Source organism: Sphingomonas cavernae (assembly GCF_003590775.1).
In the GTDB taxonomy this organism is placed as follows: domain Bacteria; phylum Pseudomonadota; class Alphaproteobacteria; order Sphingomonadales; family Sphingomonadaceae; genus Sphingobium_A; species Sphingobium_A cavernae.
This window is the reverse complement of record NZ_QYUM01000004.1, coordinates 444,312-469,645: the sequence shown is the minus strand read 5'-3', so window position 1 is coordinate 469,645 and position 25,334 is coordinate 444,312. Positions and strand designations below refer to the sequence as shown.

At 64.9% G+C, this 25,334-nt stretch carries 25 protein-coding genes and 2 tRNA genes; 16 read left to right on the top strand and 11 right to left on the bottom strand.

The window, feature by feature from the left end; all coding sequences use genetic code 11:
- Positions 1-120: 120 nt before the first annotated feature.
- Entirely contained in the window at positions 121-864 is a 744-nt protein-coding gene (locus D3876_RS17570; RefSeq protein ID WP_119765649.1) for a hypothetical protein, read from the bottom strand.
- A 3-nt stretch (positions 865-867) separates the two neighbouring features.
- Positions 868-1,623 (bottom strand): 23S rRNA (guanosine(2251)-2'-O)-methyltransferase RlmB, encoded by a 756-nt coding sequence (gene rlmB / locus D3876_RS17565; protein WP_119765647.1) that lies wholly within the window; start codon positions 1,621-1,623, stop codon positions 868-870.
- Positions 1,624-1,706: 83 nt separating this feature from the next.
- On the opposite strand from rlmB, the gene D3876_RS17560 reads away from it, so the two are divergent.
- A tRNA-Tyr gene (locus tag D3876_RS17560) sits at positions 1,707-1,793 on the top strand.
- A 122-nt stretch (positions 1,794-1,915) separates the two neighbouring features.
- On the opposite strand, the gene hmpA is transcribed toward D3876_RS17560, so the two are convergent.
- Together hmpA and D3876_RS17550 are read right to left on the bottom strand one after the other, a co-directional pair.
- On the bottom strand, positions 1,916-3,127 hold the full coding sequence (gene hmpA / locus D3876_RS17555) for an NO-inducible flavohemoprotein (protein ID WP_119764705.1): 1,212 nt from the start codon (positions 3,125-3,127) through the stop codon (positions 1,916-1,918).
- Between the two features lie 55 nt (positions 3,128-3,182).
- The gene (locus tag D3876_RS17550) at positions 3,183-3,575 is read right to left on the bottom strand and encodes a group III truncated hemoglobin (protein WP_119764703.1); all 393 of its coding nucleotides are present in this window, start codon (positions 3,573-3,575) and stop codon (positions 3,183-3,185) included.
- A 112-nt stretch (positions 3,576-3,687) separates the two neighbouring features.
- Here D3876_RS17550 and D3876_RS17545 point away from each other — a divergent pair, with 112 nt between their 5' ends.
- Complete coding sequence (locus tag D3876_RS17545; RefSeq protein WP_119764701.1) at positions 3,688-4,128, top strand: Rrf2 family transcriptional regulator; 441 nt, start codon at positions 3,688-3,690, stop codon at positions 4,126-4,128.
- Positions 4,129-4,170: 42 nt separating this feature from the next.
- Here the strand turns inward: D3876_RS17545 and D3876_RS20525 are convergent, their stop codons facing one another.
- On the bottom strand, positions 4,171-4,329 hold the full coding sequence (locus D3876_RS20525; protein ID WP_182912051.1) for a hypothetical protein: 159 nt from the start codon (positions 4,327-4,329) through the stop codon (positions 4,171-4,173).
- A gap of 188 nt (positions 4,330-4,517) precedes the next feature.
- Here D3876_RS20525 and D3876_RS17540 point away from each other — a divergent pair, with 188 nt between their 5' ends.
- The 7 genes from D3876_RS17540 to D3876_RS17510 all read left to right on the top strand — a co-directional run bounded on the left by D3876_RS17540 (position 4,518) and on the right by D3876_RS17510 (position 9,517).
- Complete coding sequence (locus tag D3876_RS17540; protein WP_238475430.1) at positions 4,518-4,802, top strand: hypothetical protein; 285 nt, start codon at positions 4,518-4,520, stop codon at positions 4,800-4,802.
- 50 nt (positions 4,803-4,852) lie between these two features.
- On the top strand, positions 4,853-5,281 hold the full coding sequence (locus D3876_RS17535; protein ID WP_119764699.1) for an RrF2 family transcriptional regulator: 429 nt from the start codon (positions 4,853-4,855) through the stop codon (positions 5,279-5,281).
- A gap of 34 nt (positions 5,282-5,315) precedes the next feature.
- Positions 5,316-5,389, top strand: a tRNA-Gly gene (locus D3876_RS17530).
- A 103-nt stretch (positions 5,390-5,492) separates the two neighbouring features.
- A complete protein-coding gene (locus D3876_RS17525) occupies positions 5,493-6,560 on the top strand; it encodes a hypothetical protein (RefSeq protein WP_119764697.1) in 1,068 nt (355 codons plus the stop codon).
- Positions 6,561-6,770: 210 nt separating this feature from the next.
- The gene (locus tag D3876_RS17520) at positions 6,771-7,364 is read left to right on the top strand and encodes an EF-hand domain-containing protein (protein WP_119765643.1); all 594 of its coding nucleotides are present in this window, start codon (positions 6,771-6,773) and stop codon (positions 7,362-7,364) included.
- Positions 7,365-7,436: 72 nt separating this feature from the next.
- On the top strand, positions 7,437-8,156 hold the full coding sequence (locus D3876_RS17515) for a response regulator (protein ID WP_119764695.1): 720 nt from the start codon (positions 7,437-7,439) through the stop codon (positions 8,154-8,156).
- Positions 8,153-9,517, top strand: a complete 1,365-nt coding sequence (locus D3876_RS17510; protein WP_238475429.1) for a sensor histidine kinase — start codon at positions 8,153-8,155, stop codon at positions 9,515-9,517. Before D3876_RS17515 ends, D3876_RS17510 begins: the two co-directional genes overlap by 4 nt.
- Before the next feature lie 205 nt (positions 9,518-9,722).
- On the opposite strand, the gene D3876_RS17505 is transcribed toward D3876_RS17510, so the two are convergent.
- The 3 genes from D3876_RS17505 to D3876_RS17495 all read right to left on the bottom strand — a co-directional run bounded on the left by D3876_RS17505 (position 9,723) and on the right by D3876_RS17495 (position 14,619).
- On the bottom strand, positions 9,723-10,469 hold the full coding sequence (locus tag D3876_RS17505; protein ID WP_238475428.1) for a DsbA family protein: 747 nt from the start codon (positions 10,467-10,469) through the stop codon (positions 9,723-9,725).
- 2 nt (positions 10,470-10,471) lie between these two features.
- Complete coding sequence (locus tag D3876_RS17500; RefSeq protein WP_119764693.1) at positions 10,472-11,845, bottom strand: M48 family metalloprotease; 1,374 nt, start codon at positions 11,843-11,845, stop codon at positions 10,472-10,474.
- Positions 11,846-11,943: 98 nt separating this feature from the next.
- Complete coding sequence (locus D3876_RS17495) at positions 11,944-14,619, bottom strand: Rne/Rng family ribonuclease (RefSeq protein ID WP_119764692.1); 2,676 nt, start codon at positions 14,617-14,619, stop codon at positions 11,944-11,946.
- A 466-nt stretch (positions 14,620-15,085) separates the two neighbouring features.
- On the opposite strand from D3876_RS17495, the gene D3876_RS17490 reads away from it, so the two are divergent.
- From D3876_RS17490 to D3876_RS17480, 3 genes are all read left to right on the top strand, one after another.
- Positions 15,086-15,946, top strand: a complete 861-nt coding sequence (locus tag D3876_RS17490) for an N-acetylmuramoyl-L-alanine amidase family protein (RefSeq protein ID WP_420801977.1) — start codon at positions 15,086-15,088, stop codon at positions 15,944-15,946.
- Between the two features lie 209 nt (positions 15,947-16,155).
- A complete protein-coding gene (locus D3876_RS17485) occupies positions 16,156-17,469 on the top strand; it encodes a methyltransferase family protein (protein WP_119764690.1) in 1,314 nt (437 codons plus the stop codon).
- Between the two features lie 137 nt (positions 17,470-17,606).
- A complete protein-coding gene (locus D3876_RS17480) occupies positions 17,607-18,407 on the top strand; it encodes a hypothetical protein (protein ID WP_119764688.1) in 801 nt (266 codons plus the stop codon).
- 254 nt (positions 18,408-18,661) lie between these two features.
- Here D3876_RS17480 and D3876_RS17475 read toward each other — a convergent pair whose 3' ends face one another.
- Positions 18,662-20,035, bottom strand: coding sequence for a glutamate--cysteine ligase (locus tag D3876_RS17475; RefSeq protein WP_119764686.1), 1,374 nt, complete (start codon positions 20,033-20,035; stop codon positions 18,662-18,664).
- Between the two features lie 100 nt (positions 20,036-20,135).
- Positions 20,136-20,888, bottom strand: coding sequence for a 16S rRNA (uracil(1498)-N(3))-methyltransferase (locus tag D3876_RS17470; protein ID WP_119764684.1), 753 nt, complete (start codon positions 20,886-20,888; stop codon positions 20,136-20,138).
- Between the two features lie 134 nt (positions 20,889-21,022).
- Here D3876_RS17470 and ubiA point away from each other — a divergent pair, with 134 nt between their 5' ends.
- The 4 genes from ubiA to D3876_RS17450 are packed head-to-tail and all read left to right on the top strand — an operon-like array spanning position 21,023 to position 24,881.
- Positions 21,023-21,937 (top strand): 4-hydroxybenzoate octaprenyltransferase, encoded by a 915-nt coding sequence (ubiA, locus tag D3876_RS17465; protein ID WP_119764682.1) that lies wholly within the window; start codon positions 21,023-21,025, stop codon positions 21,935-21,937.
- A gap of 31 nt (positions 21,938-21,968) precedes the next feature.
- Positions 21,969-23,315, top strand: a complete 1,347-nt coding sequence (locus D3876_RS17460; protein ID WP_119764680.1) for a TldD/PmbA family protein — start codon at positions 21,969-21,971, stop codon at positions 23,313-23,315.
- Entirely contained in the window at positions 23,308-24,087 is a 780-nt protein-coding gene (locus tag D3876_RS17455) for a 3'(2'),5'-bisphosphate nucleotidase CysQ (RefSeq protein WP_119764678.1), read from the top strand. The genes D3876_RS17460 and D3876_RS17455 overlap by 8 nt, the downstream gene beginning before the upstream one ends.
- Positions 24,088-24,095: 8 nt before the next feature.
- Positions 24,096-24,881, top strand: coding sequence for a TSUP family transporter (locus D3876_RS17450; protein ID WP_119764676.1), 786 nt, complete (start codon positions 24,096-24,098; stop codon positions 24,879-24,881).
- Here the strand turns inward: D3876_RS17450 and D3876_RS17445 are convergent, their stop codons facing one another.
- Positions 24,882-25,310: a CoA-binding protein gene (locus D3876_RS17445; RefSeq protein WP_119764674.1), complete on the bottom strand. Its 429-nt coding sequence runs from the start codon at positions 25,308-25,310 to the stop codon at positions 24,882-24,884.
- Between the last annotated feature and the right edge of the window lie 24 nt (positions 25,311-25,334).

The following is a 25,334-nucleotide window of genomic DNA, read 5'->3' as shown; positions in this document are numbered from 1 at the left end:
GCCGTTGAGCGAAGACGAAACGGCGTCTCGAAGGACGCGCGATGTCGGTCCTTCGAGACGGGACTTCGCCAAGCTCAGTCCCTCCTCAGGATGAGCGGTTCAACCTAGGCACAGCCTACTTTACCGCGTCATCCTCAGCACCGCCGTGGGTGCCGCCTTGCTCAGCGGATCCGCCTTCCACACGATCGCCTTGCGCCCCTTGACGATCTGCACGCCATCCTCGTTGTTCTGGCTGACGATCTCGGCATCGGTGTCCAGCGTGAAGGTGCCGTCGAGCAGCTTGGCGGCCTCGCCGCGGCCTGGCGCCTGATCCCCCGTCGATTCGTTGCCGAATGCTGGCGCCTTCAGGCGTACGGTGCCGTTCTTGCGCAGCTCGATCGCGATGAAGGGGAAGATCACCTCTGCGTCGATATTATAGGGATAGACGAAATTGTGCGTCAGCGCGCCGCTCACCTGATAATCGATCAGGTACTTCCCCTCGCCCAGATACTGGACCGAACGATAGCCGGCTTCCTTTGACAGCGCCTCGGCGATCGCGCGGTGTTTTCGTTCCTTGTCGGCATCGGTCTCTGCGGCGTCCTTGCCCTCGTCCTGGAGCGCGATCGGGGTAAAGAGAGTCTCGTCCTCCTCGGCTCCGCCATCTTCGTTGCCGGCATCGGGCTCTTCCTTCGCGCCATCCTTCAGCGCCTTGCCCATCTCGGCACTGGGGTCGAACGCAATCACCTCACCCTTATAGGCGAAGGTGAAACTGCGATCGGCGTTGATGCTGAGCGTGGATGTGAACTTGCCGGGGGTCAGCAGACAGCCCGTCAGCAGCAGGGGTGTGACTATGGCCAGCGCGAGCCGCCCGATCCGGTGATGCATCAATCAGCCCCCCACTTGCGGCCGGGTCGCCGCTGCATAGAGCGCGATCGCCGCGGCGTTCGACACGTTCAGGCTTTCCACCTTAGGACTGATCGGCAGCTTGGCAAGCTCGTCGCAATGCGCCGCGCTGTTGTGACGCAACCCCTCGCCTTCGGCGCCGAGGACAAGCGCGACCTTGGCCGTACCCATCACATCGTCAAGCGTGCGCGTCGCCGCACCCGTCAGCCCGATGCGCCAGAATCCGGCCTCGGCGATCTCGTCTAGCGCGCGCGCAAGGTTGACCACGCGCACCCAAGGCACCAGCTCGAGCGCGCCCGAAGCGGCGCGCGCCACGGTTCCCGATTCGGGGGGCGCGTGCCGGTCCTGCGTGACGATGCCGAGCGCGTCGAAGGCGGCCGCCGAGCGCAGGATCGCGCCGACATTGTGCGGATCGGTCACCTGATCGAGCACGACCAGCGGGCGATTCTGCTCGACGCCGCGTTCCAGCAGTTCGCCCAGCCACACGTCCTCGAGCGGATCGACTTCGACTACCAGCCCCTGATGCGGCGCATCTGAGGGCACGAGTCGGCCGAGGTCGGCGGCATCGCAATAGGTGACGGGAATCACCGGCGGCAGATCGAGCCTTGTCAAAGCCTCCCGCGTTCCCCAGATCTTGCGGACGGTGCGTTCGGGATTGGCGAGCGCGGCGAGTACGGCGTGGCGGCCCCAGAAACGGGGACGTCCGTGCGCCTGTTGCGATGGTCGATGGCCTCTTTTCATAATCTGCGGGCTTTTGCGCGCGGAGGCGTTGACAGGCAAGCGCCCATTCGCCATTGAGCCGCCTTCCTGATGACAGGCACCCTGGACAGGTGGCCGAGTGGTTAAAGGCAGCAGACTGTAAATCTGCCCGGGTTTCCCGTACGCTGGTTCGAATCCAGCCCTGTCCACCAATTCCCCGAATTCGAAGACGCGGTTCAACAGCGCGGCAGCATCGTTGCGGCGGACTGCTTGGCGTATATCGCGAAGTTGCTATTTTTTGTGCGGGACGCGCCGAGGCGCGTCCCTTTTGTCATCAGGCCGCGAGGAGTTCGTCAGCGGGACCGAAGAACTCATAATGGATTCGGTCGGCCGGAACCCCGGCCTGTGATAATGCAGAAACGAAAGCGCGCAGGAACGGTCGCGGGCCGCAGAGGAAATAGTCGGCATCGTCGATCGGCGTCTCCGATGCCAGCCAGTCCCGGTCGATCAGTCCGGCGTGGTCATAATGCTCACCCAGGACGTCCTCCGCACGCGGCGTCTGGTAAAAGGTCGTAACCTTGATGCCCGGGCGCGCCATGGCGAGCGCGCTCACCGATGCGCGCATCGCATGCGTGGTGCCGTCATGCGTGCCGTGGATATAGTGGATCGGCAGATCGACATGGCGCTCGGCCGCGGTTTCGAGCATCGCTGCCATCGGCGTCAGCCCGACGCCGCCCGAAAGCAGCACCACCGGCCGTTCGGGGCGTTCGGGCAGGAAGAATTCGCCCGCCGGCGGCGCAACCTTCAACGCGGTGCCTGGCGTGGCGTGATCATGCAGCCATCCGGAGACGAGCCCGCTGGATTCGCGCTTCACTGAGATGCGGTAATATTCGCCATTGGGGGCGTTGGAGATCGAATAGTTGCGCTTGATCGGGGGATGCCCCGGCAGTTCGAGCCAGAAGGTGAGGTATTGACCGGGCTTGTGTCGAACAACGCGGCCGCCATCGGTGGGGCGCAGAATGAATGACGTGATCACCGCGCTTTCGCGCTGCACCGTCTCGATCACGAAATCGCGCCAGCCGCTCCAGCCGCCCTCGGCTGCCGCGAGTTCGCCATAGATCCGGTTCTCGCGCGCGATCAGTATGTTGGCGAGGAACCAATAGGCTTCGCCCCAGGCCGCGAGGATCTCGTCGGTCGCGGCATCACCCAGCACCGCCTTGATCGCGCCCAGCAGTGCTTCAGCGACATGGGGATAATGTTCGGGCAGGATCTGGAGCCCGACATGCTTCTGCGCGATCCGCTCGACTGCGGCCGCCAGTGCGCCGAGATTTTCGATATTGGCCGCATAGGCGAGGATCGCAGCGGTCAGCGCGCGGGGCTGCGCGCCATCGGCTCCCTGATGTGACTGGTTGAACAGGTCGCGGATCTCCGGGTTCTCGAACATGCGCGCATACATTTCGCGCACGATGTCGAGGCCGTGCGCCTCGAGCGCGGGAACGGTGGCTTTGACGAGCGCGATCGTGCGCTCGCTGAGGGACTGCGTCATCAGCGTTTCCTTGGTTATTGCTCTGGGAATGGTGTCGTCGGCGTCGGTGTCGGCGTCAGGGGCTCGTGGATCGCGGCTCGAGCCGAAAGAACAGCGCGAGCTGCAGGCTCTCGGCGATGCGCGCGGCCTTGATCTGAAGCGCCGCCGCGGCATCGGGCGCCATGACTTCCGCGACCGTGCGATTCCACAGCGCCAGCCAGCGTTCGAAGAGTTCGGGGGTGATCCGCGCGGCATGCTTCAGATGTGCGGCCATCGGGTTGCCCTTGTAGCGCCCCGTCGTGAGCATCACCGACGACCAGAAGGCGACAAGCTTGTCGAGATGTTCGGGCCAGTCGTGGATCGCGTCATTGAAGATGGGGCCAAGCTCGGAGTCTTCACGGATGCGGGAATAGAACAGCGGGACGAGCCGTTCGAGCCCCGCGTCGTCGATCTGTGCAGCATCGTTCACGACTCATGCTCCAATCATGCATTGTGTGTGCATGTATCAGCTCAATTGAAACATGCAACAAAAATACATATAACGATTGGGGCGCTGCGAAGCGCCCGGACAAAGGAATGCGATGCGGCTGACGCGCTACACCGATTATGCCATGCGCGTGCTGCTCTACCTCGGCGCGCGACCCGACCGGTTATGCTCGATCGCCGAGATCGCGCGCGCCTATGGCATCTCGCAAAACCACCTGATGAAGGTCGTCAACGATCTGGTGAATGCTGGCTATGTCACCAGCGTGCGCGGCCGCTTTGGTGGCGTACGGCTGGGGCGTCCCGCTGTGGAAATCAACGTTGGTGCGGTGGTGCGCCATACCGAGGACGGTTTCGATCTGGTCGATTGCGGCAACTGCATCATCGCGCCCGCCTGTGGCCTGACCGGCGCGCTCAAGGAAGCGCTGGCGGCCTTCATGGCGGTGCTCGACGGCTATTCGCTCGACGATCTTCTGGTAAAGCGCGACGATCTTGCGCGGCTGTTCGTCGCTGATGCCACCATGGTGAGCGGCGAATAAAAAAGGGGCCGCGACGCGGCCCCGATTTCTTGAGCAGTTATCCTAGCGGTCGCGTTCGAAACCGCCTTGCTGGCGATCCTGGCGGCGATCTTCGTCGCCCATCTGGCGCTGGCGATCGGGCTGCTGTTGCTCCTGCTGGCGATCGTCACGGCCGGGCTGTTGCCGCTGGGGCTGTTGCTGCTGTTTCTTCTTGTCAGGCATTGCAAGGTCCTCCTGCATCTTCCCGTCATCGGGATAACAGGGAAACCGGCGACGTGCTGGCGATGTTCCAATTTGTGCGGCAAGCCGTTGGAATGCGTCCTCGACCGGAATAGAAGGGAACGGCCCGCCGTTTGCGGGGTTCTGGGCCGAAATCATATGAAAGGCGCGAAATGGGAAAGGCGAGGGGTATGAGGGCCGGCAAGCTGGTGATCGCGCTGTCGTCGGCGGGCATCGGCCTGCTGGCGGGTTGGCTGTTCGTGCGCCGGCGCAATGCGGACGCGCAACCGCTTGACGGACACGCAGCGGCTTTTTCGCCGGGCGAGACCGAACCCGAAGCGCATGCACAGGTCCGCAATGCCGGCCCTGCGGCGATGCGTGACGGCGCCAGCCGCGCCTGGCACGAAGTCGACGAAGCGTCGGATGAATCCTTTCCCGCCAGCGATCCGCCATCGTTCAATCCGGGGACTGGCTGACCTTTCCCACACCGGTTGCAATCCGTTGTCTTCCGGTTCATTGACGCAACATGCTTTCTCAACGGACCCGGTACACAATCCGCGCGCTCCAGCACCTGGCCGACCATTATGGTGAAGGCCCCATCCAGCTTACCCAGATAGCTGACGCGCAGAATATCCCGGCAAAGTTCCTGACAGTCATCCTTTCCGAGATGAGCCGCGCCGGGCTGGTGGCGACGCTCAGGGGCAAGGATGGCGGCTATTGGCTCGCGCTGGCGCCCGTCGACATAAGCTATGGCGACATCGTCCGGCTGACGCGCGGTTCGCTCGCGCTCGTCCCTTGTGCCAGCCGGTTCGCGCACGAGACATGCAAGAACTGCCTCGAAGAACGAAAGTGCCGTCTTCGGCAACTGATGCTGCGCGTGCGCGACGAAACCGCGCAGGTGCTCGACGGCATAACGCTCGCCGATCCGATCCCCGTCGAGGACGCGCCCCATTGACAAATCGGTGCCGGCCAAGGAAGAGGGCGGCCGCGCGGGTGTAGCTCAATGGTAGAGCAGAAGCCTTCCAAGCTTACGACGAGGGTTCGATTCCCTTCACCCGCTCCACCGATAACATCAGTGGGTTAAGCTCCGTTAGTTTGCGGACGACGCTTTCGCTCGCCTGTTCTTCCTAGTGACGTTCAGATATGTCCGGGGGCAAGGGGGCATTATGGCACTGACAAAGCGATGGGCGGGTAAGGCGTGGGGTACGAACATAGGCAATGTGTTCGTCACGCTCGAAGGTGAAGATTCGGCGCTTACCGGCACCTTGCGCATGAATGAGCAGGGCGTGGGGATCGCCGTCTATTCTGTGCAGGGCGCTTTTGAAGCGCCGACGTTGACACTCACCGGGCAGCCTCAAGTTGAGATCGAGGATGTCGAGTTTGGGGAACTCACCGTCACCGGCACGATGAATGCCAAGGGTGAAATCCACGGCGACTGGCAAACGATCATCGGATCAGCCGGGACCTTCGTTCTCTTTCCCCATGCAGGGGGCGAGCAGGCTGACGATATCCAAAGGGCGGAGCAGTTCCACATCGCGCGACACAACTTCGGCGCGATTGAAATTGATCGGGAGCAGATCACGGAGATTGCGGAGAGCATTCGTCGCGACTTCCCCAGCGTCATCGTTACCGTCGTCGCGGGGACAGAACAGGCCCGTTATCTAGAAGATTTCAAGCAGCTCCAGTTCAGTGTGGATAAGGCTGAGATCATCAAGATTTTTGCCTCGAAACCGGATGGCACGGGGTCCAACCAGGTCGTTTCTATCGAGTTTGGTCCCCAAGTGAACTCGGCCATGACCCAAGGGGCGAATGAAGCATGGGTGCTCGGTCAGCTTGAGACGCTGAAGCGTGACCTGAAACGGTACGAACGAACCTACATCACGAATTTCAAGCGGTGGGGTATCGGCATAAATCAACTCATGCTGCTGGGCGCGGTGGTGTTCCTGCCAAGTCTGAGCGGATTGGGGGACCGCGCGATCTTGATGGGGGCCGTTCTTGCCCTGATCGTCGCGGTCAATTGGCTACACTCCCGCTATGTGCCGTTTGCAGCGATCTATCTTCGGGAGAAGAAGAAGGGGCTGCTCGGAGGCATTTGGCCCTCCATGGCGTCTTGGGTGATCGGGATAGTCGCGGCCGTGATCGCAACGTTGCTCGCTGCCTACCTGCAAGGGTGGCTGCAGATACCGGCCCCACCCTCCCAGCCGCCCGCCGTTAGCACTTCCACGGCAAAGTGAGGTGGCCTGGCTGATACCTCGCCGGACGATTGGGCTCTCACGATCGATCTGAGCAGTGGAATTAATGTTGGAATCGGTCACCCGCTCCAGCTTCCGCAGCGACAATTTGCGACACTTTTCCGCGCCGCTGACAAATTCCAGCGACAGGTGCCGCGCATAAACCACAGCATCGGCGGGCAACGTGCCCGTATGTATGTGGAGTTTTCGACCATGAAGAAGATGATTTTGGCGACCGGCCTTGGCGCCATGCTGCTCGCGGGCGGTATCGCGATCGCGCAGACGGGGGGCGATGCCGGCCATCCCGGCATGCACCGCGGTGGCGGCATGCACGGCGCCGACACGAATAATGACGGCACCGTCACGCGCGCCGAGCTGACCGCCAGCCTCGACCAGCGCTTCGCCAGGCTCGACACCAATGGCGACGGCCAGATCACCCAGGCCGAACGCGACGCGCAGCACAAGGCGCGCGCCGACGCGCGCTTCAAGGCGCTCGACGCCGATGGCAATGGTCAGGTCAGCCGCGCCGAATATGATGCAGCGCACGAAAAGCGCCAGGCGCAGCGCGCCGAGCGCGGCGAAAAGACGGGCGAGCGCGGCGAGGGCCGTCGCTGGCACCGCGGCGGACGCGGCACGGGTGGCATGATGGACGCCAATAAGGACGGCACGGTCACCAAGGCCGAGTTCCAGTCGCGAGCGCTTGCGATGTTCGATCGCGCCGACGCCAACAAGGACAGTCAGGTGACGCAGCAGGAGCGGGATGCGGCACGCGCCGCGTTCAAGGCGAAACGCGGCGAACCCAAATAAGGCGTTTCATCGGGGCGGCGGGCAGGGTTTGCATCCTGGCCGCCGCTTCGCCATGACGGGTTCGACCGACGCATGACCGACCGACCGCACCTCCTTCTCGTCGACGACGAGCGCTCGATCCGCGAGCCGCTTGCCAGCTATCTGCAGAAGAGCGGGTTTCGGGTAACCGCGGTGGCCGATGCCGCGGCAGCGCGCCAGCGGCTTCAGGGCTATGCGATCGACCTGGTCGTGCTCGACATCATGATGCCCGGCGAGGATGGCCTCAGCCTGTGCCGCCATATCCGCGAGACGGGCGAAATTCCCGTCATTCTCCTTACCGCGAAGAGCGAAGAGACCGACCGTATTGTGGGCCTCGAAATGGGCGCCGACGACTATGTGCTCAAGCCCTTCAGCCCACGCGAACTCGTCGCAAGGATCAAGGTGATACTCCGTCGCGCAGGGGGCGGCGGATCGCGCCAGTCCGCACCCGAAAGCAGCAGCTACGGCTTTGCCGGCTGGGTGTTGAAGGCGGGAGAACGCATTCTGGTTGATAGCGAGGGTGTCACCGTCCCGCTCTCCACGGGCGAATATAATCTGCTCCTCGCGCTGGTCACGCGCCCCAATCACGTGCTGAGCCGCGACCAGCTTCTCGATATCACCCAGGGGCGCGAGGCCAATGCGTTTGATCGTGCGATCGACAATCAGGTCAGCCGGCTGCGCCGCAAGATCGAGGTCGATCCGAAAAACCCGATGCTGATCAAGACGGTATGGGGTGGGGGCTATACGCTTTCGACTGAAGTCGCGCGGCTGTGAGGCGGCTCTGGCCCAGCAGCCTTTCCGGGCAGATCGCGCTGTTGATGGCGATCGCATTGCTCGTGGCGCAGGCGATCAATTTCGCGCTGGCGCTGCGTGAGCGAGAGCGGCTGGTGCTAACGCAGGTCAGCGCGCCAACGATTGCGCGACTGATCGACGCGGTCGAACGCGATCGCGCGGGACAGCCCGTCGAGCGGCGCTTTCATCATCTTCCCGCGTGGCGCGGGATTCGACTGAACCAGCAAAGCGTGATCGGCCCGAACATGCGGCCGCGCAAGGATATCGCCGATCGCGCGCGCGCGGCCTTTGCCGAACTCGAAATTCCGGTGCTGCGCATCGAGGCGGCCGAAGGCGACATCCACCGCGGCGACCGGCTTCAACGCATGACGCAGGCGCGCCGCGCGGTGATCGGCGATGACCGTGGCCCGCGGCCTACGCTGGTGGTCACCGCGCAGGTGGCGCCCGGGCGCTGGATCAGCGCGACCGCGAAACTGCCCTATCGCGACAATCGCTTCATCTTCTGGCTGATCGCGCAGACGCTGATCCTCTATGCGGTGATGCTCGTCCCCGTGCTTTGGATCGGCAGGCGGATTGCGCGCCCGCTCCAGCAGCTTACCGGCGCGGTCGAATCCTTCCGCAGCGCCGAAGGCGGCACGGCGGTGCCCGAAAGCGGTCCCGGCGACGTCCGCCGGCTGATCGCCGCATATAACGGCATGCGCACGCGCATCGCGGGCATGCTCGATGAGAAGGACCGGATGCTTGGCGCGATCGGGCACGATCTCCGGACGCCGCTCGCCTCGCTGCGCCTGCGCGTGGAGGGAATTGACGACGAGGGTGAGCGCGACCGTGCCGCGGGCACGATCGAGGAAATGAACCGCACGCTCGACGACATTCTCTCGCTCGCGCGGCTGGGACGGCCCAGTGAGGCCGAAACCAGGGTCGATCTTGGTGCGCTGCTCGATTCGGTGGTCGACGACTTCCAGGCGCTCGGCGCGGACGTAAGCCTCGCCGAGGCGCCGCGCACGACCGTTACGATCCGACCCACGCTGATCACGCGCGCGGTGCGCAACCTCATCGACAACGCGGTCAAATATGGCGGGCGAGCGGTGGTTGCGGTGGGTTCCGAAGACGGCGGCGTGGTCACCACGATCGACGATGACGGCCCCGGCATTCCCGAAGACCGGATCGAGGCGATGTTCCAGCCCTTCACGCGGCTCGAGGAATCGCGCAGCCGCGAAACCGGCGGCACGGGGTTAGGCCTAGCGCTGGCGCGCGCGATCGCGCTCCAGCATGGCGGACGGCTGACGCTGGCCAACCGCGAAGGGGGCGGCCTTCGGGCGCGCCTGTGGTTGCCGGTCTAGAGATTGTTTGGTCGTAGCCGGGCGACAGCAAATGCTTCAACCCAAGTGCAATATTCTGGACCACGATACGTCGATTCGGGTTCGGTGCTCCTGCGAAAGCAGGAGCCCATTTGTCCGGCCGCCTTGCCGCTTTCGGCATGGGCTGGGGCAAGCCCGGAGCACCGATATCGGTCAGATTTTACGCTGGCTGCATTAGGAACAGCGTTCAGTCGCCCGAGGACTTGCGCGCCTCTGCGATCGCTTCCTTCAACGCCTCGTAACCCACCGCGCCGTTGAGCACCTGATCGCCCACGACCCAGCTCGGCGTGCCGCTGAAGCCAAGCGAACGCGCCACCGCGACATTGCTGTCGATCTCGTTCTGAACGGCTTCGGAGCCGATCGCGGTCTCGACGGTGCGGGCGTCGAGACCGACGTCGCGCGATGCCTTCTCGACCGCGGCCGCGCTCGGGCGGCCCGACGCATAGAGTGCATCGTGGAAATGCTTGAACTTGCCCTGTTCGGCGGCGGCGAGGCTCACGCGTGCGGCCTTTTCGCTGTCTTCGCTCAGAATGGGCAGCTCGCGGAAGACGATCTTGAGGTTCTTGTCCTCCTTCAGCAGCCGCTCGATATCGGGAAGGCTCTTGCGGCAGAAGCCGCAGGCATAGTCGAAAAAGACGGCGAGCGTGGCATTGCCGTTGGGATTGCCCGCCCAGGCCGACGCGAAGGGCGTCTCGATCGCCTTGCGGTGGGTGTCGATCGACTTGGCAACCTCGCGGTTCTGCAGCTTCTCGATCGCCTGCGGGATGATCTCGGGATGCGTGAGGATATAGTCGCGCACCACCGCCTCGATCTTGGCGCGTTCGGCGTCGCTCACCTGCGGCGTGGAGGTCAGCGCGCCCGTGGCGAGCGCGGTGCCCGCGGCACCCGCAAGAAACGCGGCAACAGCGATCATGATCGATTTTCCCTTGGTCATATTCACCGCTTCCGGCGTTCCTCATGCACTGCGGCCTCCGAGACCATCGCGATATCCTGTGCGCGAAGCCAGTCCGGCGTGCCTTCCTTGATCCCCTGCATCGCCTGACGGGCATTGGCAAGCGCGAGCTGCGAACGCCCTTCCAGATTATAGCGCTCGGCGGTCGCGAGTTGCGCGCGCGGCAGGTCGCCCTCACGCTCGTAGACGACGCCCAGTTGATACCAGGCGAAGGGATTGTCGTTGTCGCGCGTCACCGCGGCGCGCAATACGGTGCGCGCCTCTTCGAAATTCTTCGGATCCTCGGTCGCGATCAGCGCATGGCCGAAAAGCGCGGAGATCAGCGGCTGCGCACGCGTGCGGTCTACCGCTTCGCGCAACGCCGGCAGCGCCTCATTGGGCTTGCCCGATTCGAGCAGAATCTGCCCCTTGAGCTCGAGATAATAGGGGTCGTGCGGATGCGCTGCGAGCAGCGCGTTGACCTCTTCGAGCGCTTTGTCGGGATAAGCCGATTTGTGCCACGCATAGGCGCGCGCATAACGCGCGGGCTCGGTCTTGTCGCGTTCGGGATAGTCGCGCAACGTGTCCTTGGGATCCGAGGCGAAGCCCTTCAGCTTGGCCTTGATGCGTTCGAAACGCTCTTCCAGTCCCGGGTCTGTCGGCTTGTCCCAGTTGGGCGATGACTTGTACTGGTGTTCGAGCACCGCAAGACGTTCACCGCTCAGCGGGTGGGTGCGGCCATAGCTGTCGTCCTGCGGGATCGCGAGCCGATATTCGAGGTTCTGGATGCGCTTGAAAAAGGCGAGCGAGCCCTTGCCGCTGATCCCCGCCTTTTCGAGATAGTCGACGCCCGCGGCGTCGGCCGAGGACTCCTGGGTACGGCTGAACGCCAGATATTTGCCGAGCGCGGCCTGCTGCCCTGCGGCCATGATCCCCATGCCCGCTTCGCCTGCGCCTACTGCGACCGCGGCGATCCCTGCGAGCAGGCTCAGGATCGTGATTCCCGTTGCGGTCTTCATCCCCTCGGACGAGCGGATGATGTGCCCGCCGACGATGTGGCCGAGTTCGTGCGCGATCACGCCCTGCACCTCATTGGCGTTGTCCGCCTGCATGATGGTGCCCGAATTCATGTAAACGATCTGGCCGCCCGCGACGAACGCGTTGATCGAAGGATCGCCGATCAGCACGACCTTGACGTTGCGGGGGTCGAGCCCGGCGGCCTTGATCAGCGGCGCTGACATCTCGTCGAGCACCGCTTCGGTCTCCGCGTCGCGCAGGATCGATTGCGCCATTGCGGGCTGGACGAGCAGCACCAGCGAAACGAGCAACGCAATGGTAGCGCGAAACACGTGCACCAGGGAGCGGGATTGAATGGCCATTTGCCCTCTACCTCTTCCCCCGCACATGAACCGCCGATGAAAAGCAGGGTTCCGGAAAGGGTGCGGCCGAACGACCGCACCCTTCCGACATCGGAAGTTTATTCCTGCCCGCCAAAGGTTCGTTGCCACCAACCGCGGCGGGGAGAATCGTCGCCTTCATCCGCTGCATCGTTTGCGGCGGACGCAACCGCCGGCTCTTCGGATTCAGCCGCTGCCGGGGCCGCAGCCACAGGCTCGGGCGTCTCGACCTTCGGTGCGGCTTTCTTGCGCGTGCGCTTGGGCTTGGCCGGCGCTGCCTCGGCTTCGGGCTCCGCGGCGGGCACGGGCTCGGGCGCTGGCTGCTCAGCTTCCACGTCGGCCTTTTTCTTGCGCGTACGCTTGGGCTTGGCAGGCGCTGCCTCGGCTTCGGGCTCTGCGACGGGCTCGGGCTGTTCGGCCTCGGTTACGGGCGCAGCCTCGATGACGGCTTCGGCTTTCGCCTCGGCCTTGGGACGGCGGCGCGTGCGCTTGGGCTTTTCCTCAGCCACTGGCTCAGGTGCGGCTTCCGCAGCCTCGGGCTCGGCAGGGGCTTCGGCTTCGGCTTCGGCTTCGGCTTGGCCGTCGGCGGCTTCGCCAGCCTCGTCCTGCGCCTCGCCCTCGCGCCGGCGGCGTCCGCCGCGACGACCGCGACGGTTGCGACGACGCTTGGCTTCACGTCCTTCCTCGTCCTCGGACGATTGCACGGCTTCCGCGTGAGCCTCTGCGGGCTCGCCCTCAGTCTCGGCTTCGGCTTCGGCGGCTGCCTCGGTTTCGGTCGCGATCTCTGCGTCGGAGCGGCCTTCGCCCTCCTCGCGGCGACCACGCCGGCCGCGGCCGCGGCGCCGACGGCGGCGTCCGCCTTCGCGTTCGCGCTCGGCGCGTTCTTCCCGGCTGCCCTCGGTCTCCTCGGCCTCTTCCTCTTCTTCCTCTTCGTCCTCCTCGATCGGAAGATCCTCGTCTTCCTCGACGATGACAGGGGCGAAGCGCGGCGCATGTTCGGGCGGCGGGCCGCTCGATTCGACGCTCATCCGTGCACCCTCGGTTTCACCGTCGGGCAGGATGTCGATGGTCACGCCGTAACGATCCTCGATCTCCGCGAGTTCGGCGCGCTTACGGTTGAGCACGTAGATCGTCGCTTCCTGGCTCGCGCGCAGCGTCAATCGGCTGCCACGACCGCGTGCGGCCTCGTCCTCGAGCATACGCAGTGCCGACAGACCCGCCGACGATGCGGTACGCACCAGTCCGGTGCCCTCGCAATGCGGGCACTGGCGCGTCGAGGCTTCGAGCACGCCGGTGCGCAAGCGCTGGCGGCTCATTTCCATCAGCCCGAACGAGCTGATCCTGCCGACCTGGATGCGCGCACGGTCATTGGCGAGCGCGGCCTTCATTGCCTTCTCGACCTTACGGACGTTGGAGTTGTTCTCCATGTCGATGAAGTCGATGACGACGAGGCCGGCCATGTCGCGCAGGCGCAACTGGCGCGCGATTTCGTGTGCGGCTTCGAGGTTGGTCGCGACCGCGGTCTGCTCGATGCCATGCTCGCGCGTAGACCGCCCCGAGTTGATGTCGATCGAGACCAGCGCCTCGGTCGGATTGATCACGAGATAGCCACCCGACTTGAGCTGGACCGTCGGGTTGTACATCGCGGCGAGCTGATCCTCGACATTGGATCGCTGGAACAGCGGCACAGCGTCCGAATAAGGCTGCACCCGCCGGGCATGGCTGGGCATCAGCAGCTTCATGAAGTCCTTCGCCTGGCGATAGCCTTCCTCGCCCTCGACGATCACTTCCTCGATGTCGCGGTTGTAGATGTCGCGGATCGCGCGCTTGATCAGGTCGCTGTCGCCGTAGACCAGCGCGGGCGCGGTCGCGGCAAGCGTGTTTTCGCGGATCTCGTCCCACAGTCGCGCCAGATAATCGAAATCGCGCTTGATCTCGGTCTTGGTGCGCTGGAGCCCGGCGGTACGGACGATGCAGCCCATCGAGCTGGGCAGCTTGAGGTCCGCCATGATCGACTTCAGGCGCTTGCGGTCACCGGCATTGGAGATCTTGCGGCTGATGCCGCCGCCATTCGACGTGTTGGGCATCAGCACGCAGTAGCGGCCGGCGAGCGAGAGATAGGTGGTCAGCGCGGCGCCCTTGTTGCCGCGCTCTTCCTTCACGACCTGGACGAGCAGCACCTGACGGCGGCGAATGACGTCCTGGATCTTGTAGCGGCGGCGCAGCGCCATGCGCTTCTGGCGGAGCGCCTCGACCGCACCGTCATCGGCCTGCGCGCGGCCACGCTTACGGCCGCGGCGGGGTTCGCCACCCTCTGCGTCGCTTTCGTTTTCGCCTTCGCCCTCTTCATCGACGGGGTCGCCATTGTCGACGTCTTCGAAGCCGTCATTATGCTCGCCGTCCTCGCCCTCGTGCTCCTCGTCCTCGGCATCTTCGTGCTTGGCGCGCAGAGCTTCTTCCTCGGCGGCGTGCTCGGCCTCCTCGCGAAGCAGCGCTTCACGGTCTTCCTTGGGGATCTGGTAGTAGTCGGGGTGGATTTCGCTGAAGGCCAGGAAACCGTGGCGATTGCCGCCATAGTCGACAAAAGCCGCCTGGAGCGACGGTTCGACTCTGGTTACCTTGGCGAGATAGATATTGCCCTTGAGCTGTTTGTGCTCGGCGGACTCGAAATCGAACTCCTCAATCCGGTTTCCCTTGACGACGGCCACGCGGGTCTCTTCCCGGTGGCGCGCGTCGATCAGCATGCGCATGGTCATTAAAAATACTCCGGGCGCGCCCGATGCCGGCACTCAAGGCCGGCGGCGCGCCAAATTGTGGGGACGGCGCGCGGAAAGCTTCACTCCGCGTCGCGTTCGCCCGGGTTGCAGTGTAAAGTGGTGCTGTTGCTGCGTGCGCACGTCCGGCAATCATCGCCGGAACCGCCCCCAAGCCCGAAGCATTGCCGGCCCATCGGCCGGAATGCGGTGCGGGGGAGAAATGCCTCATGCAAGCGTCAACCTGAAATTGTCGTCCCGAAGGACGATCCCAAAACCGCCGTGCGTACCCTAAGGGTTCGTCGGCAACGTGCACCGCTAGCATCGCACGGCAGCAGGGGCAACAAAAAGCCGTTCATCTTCGCGGTGCTCGCGGGCGGACGCGGCACGGGCCAACGAAGTTTTCGCTCGATTCCGCGCGCATTGCCTGCCATTTCGCAAATATGGGGATTTTGGCGGGGAGCTTCCAGTGATCTTGGGCAAGCGGCGCGCGATGGGGCTGTCGCTGCTGTTGGCCGCGCTGTGTGCAGGATGCGGCGAGGCGCCCGAACCACGCAGCCGTTACAACATCACCCTCGCACTCGGCGCGCCAAGGCCGGCGCCGCCTTTGCCCGAGATATCGGGGCCCGAGGGGCGGCCGCTCGTTGTGCTCGATGCCGGCCATGGCGGGCACGATCCCGGCGCGATCTCACCGCATAGTGGCGAACGCGAAAAAGCCGCGACGCTCGCCGTCGCGCGTGCGATCCGTGACGAGCTGATCCGGTCGGGCCGCGTCCGTGTGGCGCTGACCCGCGACGACGACCATTTCATCGCGCTGCCCCAGCGCTACGAGATTGCGCGGCAATTGAAGGCAGACCTGTTTCTTTCGATCCACGCCGACAGCGCCGAAAATCCCGAGGCAAGCGGCGCGACGCTCTACACATTGTCCGAGGTCGCCTCCGACCGCGAGGCTGCGCGGCTGGCGGCGCGCGAGAACAGCGCCGACATGCTGGGCGGCGTCAATCTCGGCCGGCAGAGTCAGGCGGTCAGCGCGATCCTGATCGACCTGTCGCAGCGCGAGACGATGGATGCTTCGACGCGTTTTGCCGAGCTGCTGCACCGCGAGGCATCGACCTATATGCCCTTCCGCACGCTCTATCACCGCTTCGCCTCGCTGGTGGTGCTCAAGGCGCCCGATACACCCTCGGTGCTGTTCGAAACCGGCTATCTGAGCAACGAGGCGGACACCAAATTCCTCTTCTCCGAACAGGGCCGCGCCCGGATCGCGCGCGGCACCGCGCGCGCAATCGAAACGCATCTGGCGCGGGGCGCGCTGCGCCCGTCGTCTTGAGCTGGAGCGTCATGTGCTTAATCTGACGCACTACCGAGTACCCCGGCGAAGGCCGGGGTCCAGGAGTAACACGCACCGCAGCCTGCCACTCTGGACCCCGGCCTTCACCGGGGTACTCGGCGCTTGATTCCGAATTGGTTCAGACAGGGCTAGCTGTGGAGCCTCACCGCCTTCACTCCGCGCTAACCATTGCGGGTTAAGCGGGTACCATGAATGCCCACGCCCAGATCGAGGCCGAAGCCGCGATCGCCGATCCGCGCCCGCGCTCGGCGGTGAGCCACGGCGTGGGTGTGGCGGGGCTTGCGGGGTTGTTCGCATGGATCGCGATCGCGCGGCAGTTCGGCATGGATGGGCCCAACTCGGCGCTGATGGCGGTGTTCTGGTGCGCGCTGCCGATGGTGGTCTGGTCGCTGCTCGTCGATCGCGTCCACCGCAATCCCTCGACGGGCATTGACTGGTCCGCATTGCCCAAGCCGCTTTCCGAGACGCTCGACATCAGCATCAGCAAGATCGCCGGGCTCTGGGCGACCTGGGGCCTCATCGCGGTGATTTACTGCATCGGGCGCTGGTATTGGGAGGGCGGCTACCAGTTCTCCATGTCGGTGCTGGCTACCGTTGCTCCGTGGCTTGTGGGGCTGTCCATCCCCTATGTGCTTTGGCTCGATCGCCGCCTGAAGGATCCGCGCGACGGCGCCTGGATTTTCGGGCAATGGCTCGCGGGGCAGGGCGTGGCCGACCCCGAGAAGCTTTACGACCATTTCCGCGCCTGGGCGGTGAAGGCCTTCTTCCTCGCCTTCATGATCTCGATCGTGCCCGGCGGATTCGGCGATTTCGTCCGCGCGCCGATGGCGGAGATATTGTCGGGGCCGGTGCCGATGATCAACTGGCTCATCACAGGCATGTTCGTCGTCGACGTGATGTTCGCAACCGTCGGCTATGCGCTGACGATGAAGCCGCTCGACGCGCATATCCGCTCGGCCAACCCTTATGCAGCGGGCTGGACAGCCGCGTTGATCTGCTACCCGCCCTTCATCCTGATGAATCCCGGCGGCCCGCTCGACCATCACAAGGCCGCGGGCGACTGGGCGATGTGGTTCGCCAATTATCCGGTGTTGCTGGTGGGGACGGGGCTTGCGCTGGTGCTGCTCACCGCCATCTATGCCTGGGCGACGGTTGCGTTCGGACTGCGCTTTTCCAACCTCACGCACCGCGGCATCCTGACCCACGGCCCCTATGCCTGGACCAAGCACCCCGCCTATCTGTCGAAGAACCTGTTCTGGTGGCTTTCACTGCTCCCCTTCTTCGCCACCTCGGGCAGCCTCGTCGACGCCGCACGCAACACCGCCATCCTCGCAATCGTCAGCGGCGTCTATTACTGGCGTGCACGGACCGAGGAAGCACATCTCGGGCAGGACCCCGCCTACCGCGAATATGCGGACTGGATGGAGCGTAACGGCCCGATCCCAAGGCTTATCCGCCGGCTCACGGGCCGTACGCCGGCAAATCTCGCACCTGCCGAGTAACAGGCTCAGCCGAGCTTTACGACGTCGGGTGCGGGCGCCCATGACAGGCACGCAGTGCGTCAAAAGCGATTGACTCTCCAGCCCCTTCCGATGCCAATGCAAAGGCGTTGAATTTCCATCGGAGAAGGACTGGCGCGATGCGACTTTTCGGTTCGGCTGCAGCGGCATGCGCCGTCACTTTCATCATGCTCAATCCAGTCACGGCAACGGCCGCCACCCCCAACGACCTGTCCGATCTTGTCGGCGCCCGCGCAGGGCAAGCCGAGGGCCAGATCGAGGCGCGCGGCTATTATCTGGCCGATAGCCGCAAGGGCAGCGAGAACAGCTACACCTATTGGTGGAACGCCTCGCGCAAGGTCTGCGCGCGCGTGACGACCAGCGACGGACGCTATGCCGCGATCCAGTCGACCGGCGCCAGCGACTGCAATCAGAAGGGCGGCAGCGACGGCACCGCCGCTGCGGTCGCGATCGGTGCGGCGGCGCTGATCGGGGCGATCGCGCTCAGCCACAAATCGCACGACCATGATGACGGCAATCACTATAACGACCAGAATCGTGAGGGCGACTATGAACGCGGCTATCGCGACGGCCTCTATAACCAGAGCTATCACAATTATTCGCGCACCGACGCCTATTCGGAGGGCTATGCCGCGGGCGTACGCCAGCGCGGATACGAGACGTCCTATCGGCCAGGTTATTATAATGGCGGCGGCTATGGCGGCTATGTGAACGTCAATGATCTGGTGGGCCGTAGCCGCATCGACGGCGAAACCGAACTCTCGCGCCGCGGCTTCGTCACCACCGATAGCAACAAGACCGACTATGACGGCCGCTATACGACCTGGTGGCGCGCCTCTTCCGAGCAATGTATCACCGTTAACACGCGCGGCGGCTCCGTCTATTCGGTAAACTCGGTAAGGCCGCGCAACTGCAAATAGTTCGGGGCAGAAAGCGTCCGCTTTCGACCCAAAAGGCGGACATCCGTCGGTAGCGGCTGGTGGCGCCCTTCATTCCCTTCCCTGCAAGGGAGGGGTTAGGGGTGGGTATCGCCGTCCGGCGATCAAAACACGGAGGTCTGAAGGGGCTCGCTTCGCTCGCCACCCACCCCCGGCCCCTCCCTTCCAGGGAGGGGAGCAATTTCAGCTTTCCACGACATAGCGGACATCGGCCCGACCACGCTGAGGGCTGGGCGTCAGAAGCTCATCTCGGCATAGATCCGGCTGAGGTCGCCGCCCCATTCGCCGTGATATTTGTCGAGCAGGCGCTGCGCGGGCACCTTGCCTGACGCCACGATCTCGCGCAGCGGGTCGAGGAAGCCGCTTTCGTTGTCGCCCGACGAGTTGAGTCGTGCGCGGGCGTTGAGACCGGCACCCGCGATCTCGAGAACCTCAGGCGCGATATCGTGGAGCGTGCGGCCGCCCGCAACCGGCGCGTCGAGCGCGAGCCTGGGGACGGAATCGCGCAGCAACTGGCGTTCATCCATCGACCAGTCCTTGACCAGGTCCCATGCCGCGTCGAGCGCGCTCTGGTCGTAGAGCAGCCCGACCCAGAAGGCGGGGAGCGCGCAGATCTTGTTCCAGCGTCCGCCGTCCGCGCCGCGCATCTCGAGGAAGCTCTTCATGCGAACCTCCGGAAAGGCGGTCGACAGGTGATCGGACCAGTCGGATTCGGTTGGCAACTCGCCGGGCAGTGCGGGCAACTCGCCCCTCAGAAAATCGCGGAAACTCTGGCCCGCGGCGTCGATATATCTGCCGTCGCGGTAGACGAAATACATCGGCACATCGAGCGCGTAATCGGCATAGCGTTCATATCCGAACCCGTCCTCGAACACGAAGGGCAGCATGCCCGTGCGCTGCGGGTCGGTGTCCGACCATATATGGCTGCGATAGGAAAGGAAGCCGTTGGGCTTGCCCTCGGTAAAGGGCGAATTGGCGAAGAGCGCGGTCGCAAGCGGCTGGAGCGCCAGCCCGACGCGGAACTTCTTCGCCATGTCGGCTTCGCTCGCATAGTCCAGATTGACCTGGATCGTGCAGGTGCGAAGCATCATGTCGAGACCGAGCGAGCCCACGCGCGGCATGTGCCGCAGCATGATGTCGTAGCTGCCCTTGGGCATGATCGGCAGCTCTTCGCGCGTCTTGTCGGGCCACATGCCGAGGCCGAGAAAGCCCTTGCCTGTCTTGTCGCCGATCGCCTTCACCTGTTCCAGGTGGCGGCCCGTCTCGGCGCAGGTTTCGTGCAGATTCTCCAGCGGCGCGCCTGAAAGCTCGAGCTGTCCGGCGGGCTCGAGGCTGACGGTGCCATCGGAACCCGACAGTGCGATGACGTTGCCGTTCTCCTCGACCGGCTTCCATCCAAATTGAGTCATGCAGCCAAGCAGGTCGCGGATACCGCCGGGCTCGTCATAGGAGGGGGCGTGATGATCGCTGGCGCAATAGACGAATTTCTCGTGCTCGGTGCCGATGCGCCAGTCTTCCTTGGGTTTTTCACCCTTGGCGAAGGCCGCGACGAGCTGATCCCGGGTCTCAATGACCGGATCGTTGCCATTTGAAACCGTCTTTGTGCTCATTGCCCGCCCTTAGCCGCGCCGTCCCCCATTGGCCAGCGCGGATGTGCAGATGGTTGGCGGCGGTCGACTTGTGAAGGGGTAGGCGTTTTTTATGAGGCGCTTACGCGGTTTTCCAGTCGCCAGCGGCCGCCATCCAGACGCTCGTCGCGGCTGCCGCCGCGGTCTCGGCGCGCAGGATGCGCGGGCCGAGCGTGATTCCCACCGCCGGGGGCAGCGCGCGGACCGCGGCGCGCTCCTCCTCGTCGAAGCCGCCCTCAGGGCCGACAAGAATGGCGGCAGGGCCGGGATGCGTGCGCATCGCATCGAACGCGGGCACGCCGCCTTCCTCATCCGCGAAGAACAATACGCGCCCCGCGGGCCAGTCCTTGAGCAGTGCGGCCAGCTTCACGGGCTCGGCCATTTCGGGAAGCGCGGTGCGCCCGCATTGCTCGGCCGCCTCGATCATGTGCGCGCGCAGCCTTTCGGTGTTGACGCGGTCGATCACGGTGCGACGCGTAAGCACTGGCACCAGCCGTCCGACGCCCAGCTCGCACGCCTTCTCCGCCACCCAGTCGACGCGGCCCTTCTTGATCGGCGCGGCACAGAGCCAGAGGTCGGGAACCGCCTCGCGCTCACGCAACCGCGCGGTTACATTCAGGATCAGGTCGCGCTTGCCGATCGCGACGGCTTCGGCCACCCATTCGCCCGTCCGGTCGTCGAACAGCTTGACCGCCTGTCCCTGCTTCAGCCGCATCACCGAGATCAGATAATGCGCCTGCCCGCCATCGACGCGAATCTCCTGACCGTCGCCGAGCTCGCCGTCGATGAACAGCCGCGGCGCGCTTTCGGGTGGCCATGCAGGGGTTGCGGGCATGAAAAATCCTTGATGCTGTCATGCTGAACTTGTTTCCGCATCCATACGAAAACACTTGCGTGTCCGGATAGTCCGAATGGACCCTGAAACAAGTTCAGGGTGACGGCCGATGGAGATCGGAATAGGACGCCCCGATGACGAGCGAATCCGAGATCGTTCCCGACACGCAGTATCGCGGGCTTATGCGCGTCCTCCCCGAAAAGATTCGCGGCTTCGCGCTGCTCGCGCGCTTCGACCGGCCGATCGGCTGGTGGCTGCTCTTCTGGCCCTGCGCATGGGGGCTGGCGCTCGCGGGCGGGCTGGCGCACCAATGGCCGTTGGTTTTCTGGTTCCTGCTTGGCAGCATCGCGATGCGCGGTGCGGGCTGCGTCTACAACGACATCGTCGACCGCGATCTTGACCGGCAGGTCGCGCGCACGCGCAGCCGGCCGCTTGCGAGCAGACTGATCTCATTGAAGGCGGCATGGGTGTGGCTGCTGCTGCTGTGCCTGATCGGGCTGGTGGTACTGTTCCAGCTCCAGCCCTTTGCGCAGATCGTCGCGCTGGGCAGTCTCGCGCTCGTCGCCGCCTATCCCTTCATGAAACGGATCACCTGGTGGCCGCAGGCCTGGCTGGGGCTCGTCTTTACCTGGGGGGCGCTCGTCGGCTGGGCTGCGATCCGCGGCGACCTCGCGGTGCCGGTGCTGCTGCTTTACGCCGGGTCGATCTTCTGGGTGGTCGGTTATGACACGCTCTATGCGCTTCAGGACCGCGAAGATGACGCGCTGATCGGCGTTCGTTCTTCGGCGCTGCGCATGGGCAGCCATGTGCGCGGCGGCGTGTTCGCCTGCTATGCGCTCGCGGTGCTGCTCTGGGCCGCGGCTATCTGGACGCTCAGGCCAGATCCGCTTGCGCTCGTCGCGCTGTTTCCCGCGGCGCTGCACCTGTTCTGGCAGGTCGCGACGTTGAATCCCAAAGATGGTCTCGACGGCCTGATCAAATTCCGATCGAACCGCTTTGCGGGCTTCCTCGTCTTCCTTGCCTGCGGCGCGGTCGGATCGGCTGCTTGAACCTTCGTCGCGCTCGGCCTAAGCGCGGCTGATGCTCAGCGTAACCCAAGCCGAAAATCAGGTCGCCGATCTTGTCGCACGCGCACGCAAGGCGGGTGCCGACGCCGCCGACGCGCTCTATATCGGCGGCGCCTCCACACAGGTGCAGATGCGGCTCGGCGCGCTCGAGGATGTCGAGCGATCCGAAGGCGAGGAGATCGGCCTCCGCGTCTTTGTCGGTCAGCGATCGGCGAGCGCCTCCACGTCCGCGCTTTCATCCCCGTCCTTTGACGCGCTGGTCGAGCGCGTCGTCGCGATGGCGCGCGAGGCGCCCGAGGATCCCTATGCCGCGCTCGCGCCCGAGGAACGGCTCATGCGCGACGAACTCCCCGCAATCGATATCGACGATGGCGCCGAGGTTGATCCGGCCGCGCTCAGGGCGCGGGCGCTCGAATGCGAGGATGCGGCGCGCAGCGTCGACGGTGTAACCAATAGCGAGGGCGCGGGCGCGAGCGCGAGCCGCACCGTCATTGCTCTGGGCACCAGCACGGGCTTCGCGCGCGGCTATGCGGGCACCGGACACGGCGTCTCGGCCAGCGTGCTCGCCGGGAACGGCGGCGGGATGCAGCGCGACTATGCCTATCATTCGGCGCGGTATCTGAGCGACCTCGAAGGCGCGGCCGTTATCGGCCGTCAGGCGGGGGAGCGCGCGATTGCCAAGCTCGATCCTGTTCGCCCCGCGAGCGGGCCGATGCCGGTGATCTTCGATCCGCGCGTGGGAAGCGGACTGCTTGGCCATCTGATAGGCGCGATCACAGGCGCAGCGATCGCGCGCAAGACCAGTTTCCTGCTCGACAGTCTGGGGCAGGCGGTCTTCGGCGCCGACATCACCATCGTCGACGATCCGCACCGCGTCCGGGGCCTGCGCTCGCGGCCCTTCGACGGCGAGGGTCTGGCGGCGCACAACACCACGATCATCGACAAGGGCGTGCTGACCGGCTGGCTGATGGCGACCGCCGCCGCGCGACAATTGGGGCTCGAGCCCACCGGCCACGCCTCGCGCGGAATCGGCGGGGCGCCGGGCGCCGGGAGCAGCAACCTCCACATGCTGCCCGGCAGTGTCACGCCCGGCGCGCTGATGGCCGATATCAAACAGGGCATCTACGTCACCGAGCTGATCGGCATGGGCGTGAACGGCGTGACGGGCGATTACAGCCGCGGCGCGGCGGGCTTCCTCATCGAGAATGGCGAACTTGCCCGGCCCGTGGCCGAACTGACGATCGCGGGCAATCTCAAGGATATGTACCGCGCGCTCATTCCCGCCAACGATCTAGAATTCCGTTATGCGAGCAACGTGCCGACACTCCGCATCGATGGCATGACGGTCGCGGGTGGCTGAGGCGCTGATCGACCGGGTGGCCGCGGCAGCGGCCGAAGCGGCGGCGATGGCGCATGGCCGCTGGCGCGGAGAGTTCGCGCAGTGGGAAAAGGCGCCGGGCAATCCGGTGTGCGAGATCGACCTTGCCGCCAACGACATATTGCGCACGCGTCTGACGGAAATCGATCCCGAAGCCGGGTGGTTGTCCGAAGAAACCGCCGACCACCCCGACCGGTTGCTCGTCCCTCGCGTCTGGGTGGTCGATCCGATCGACGGCACGCGCGACTATATCCGCGGGCGGCCGGGCTGGGCGGTGTCGGTTGCGCTGGTGGAGGGCGGCCGGCCCGTGCTCGGCGTCCTTGATGCGCCCGCGCGCGGCGAACATTGGCGCGCGGTCGCGGGGCATGGCGCATGGCGCAACGGGCAAAAGCTCGTCGGCAGTCGTCGCACCGAGTTCGCCGGAGCACGCGTGCCAACGGACGCGCTACCCAAGGTCGACAGTGACCTGAGCGCGGTTGAAAAACCCAATTCGATCGCGCTGCGTATCGCGATGGTCGCCGCCGACGAGGCCGATCTGGTCGCCACGATCCGCTGGGGCAATGAATGGGATATCGCCGCCGCCGTGCTGATCGCGCGCGAGGCCGGGGTGGCCGTGACCGATGCCTTTGGCGGCGCGCTGCGTTTCAACAGCACCAAGGGTGAGGCGTTCGGGATGATTGCCGCGGCGCCGGGAATTCACGATGCCGCGGTCGAGCGGCTCCGCGAACGCGCCGAGACAGGGATCGTTCGCTAGGCGGCGCAATGGTTGAACTTGCCGCCGAAACCTTCCTGTTTCTCGTAGCCATCGCCGCCATTGCGGGCTTTATCGACGCGATTGCGGGTGGCGGCGGGTTGCTGACCTTGCCCGCTTTGCTGGGCGCGGGCGTGCCGCCGGTAATGGCGCTCGGCACCAACAAGGTCCAGTCGAGCTTCGGCTCTGCGACCGCCTGCTACACCTTCTGGCGAACGGGGCATATCGACCTGCGCCGGATGGCGTGGCCGGTGGCGGCATCGTTCGGCGGCTCGGCGCTGGGCGGGCTCGTCGTGCAGTGGATAGACCCGTCCTTCCTCGCGGGGCTCGTGCCTGGGCTGCTGATCCTGATCGCGCTTTATTTCCTGCTGTCGCCTTCGATGAGCGAAGTCGACCTGCGCCACCGCATCGAGATCCCCGCCTATAGCGCGGTTGCGGCGGTGATCGGCTTTTATGACGGCTTTTTCGGACCCGGCACCGGTTCATTCTTCACGATCAGCCTGATCTCGCTGCTCGGTTTCGGGCTCATCCGCGCGACCGCCAACACCAAGCTGCTGAATTTCGCGAGCAATATCGGCGCGCTGGTCATGATGGCGGCCGGCGGGCACATTTACTGGACGCTCGGTCTCGCGATGGCGGGGGCAAGCATTGTCGGCGGGCGGCTTGGCTCGATGACCGCGATCCGCTTCGGCGGCAAGCTGATCCGCCCGCTGCTCGTCGTCATGTCGGTGGGAATGACGATCCGGCTGCTTGCCGATCCGAAGAACCCGGTCGCGCAGATGCTGTGGGCCGGGTGATCAGCCGACGGGCTGGAGCCCCAGCCTTGGTATCTCGATCGCGGGGCAGCGATCCATCACGACCTTGAGCCCCGCTGCCTCGGCGCGCGCGGCGGCCGCCTCATTGATGACGCCGAGCTGCATCCACACCGCCCTGGCGCCGATGGCGATCGCCTGATCGACCGCTTCGCCCGCAGCTTCGGGGCGGCGAAAGATATCTACGATGTCGATCGGGTCGCCGAGCTGCGACAGATCGCGCCAGACGAATTCGCCGTGCACATGCTCGCCGGTGATTTGCGGGTTGACGGGGATCACGCGGTAGCCCTGACCCTGGAGGAACCTCATCACGCGGTTGCTTGGCCTGTGGGGGCGATCCGAAGCCCCGACCAGCGCAATCGTGCGCGCGTCGCCGAGCAATCGGGCAATGTCTTCGTCGTGCGTCAGGGGCATGGCTTCATTGCTCCTTTCATTGTC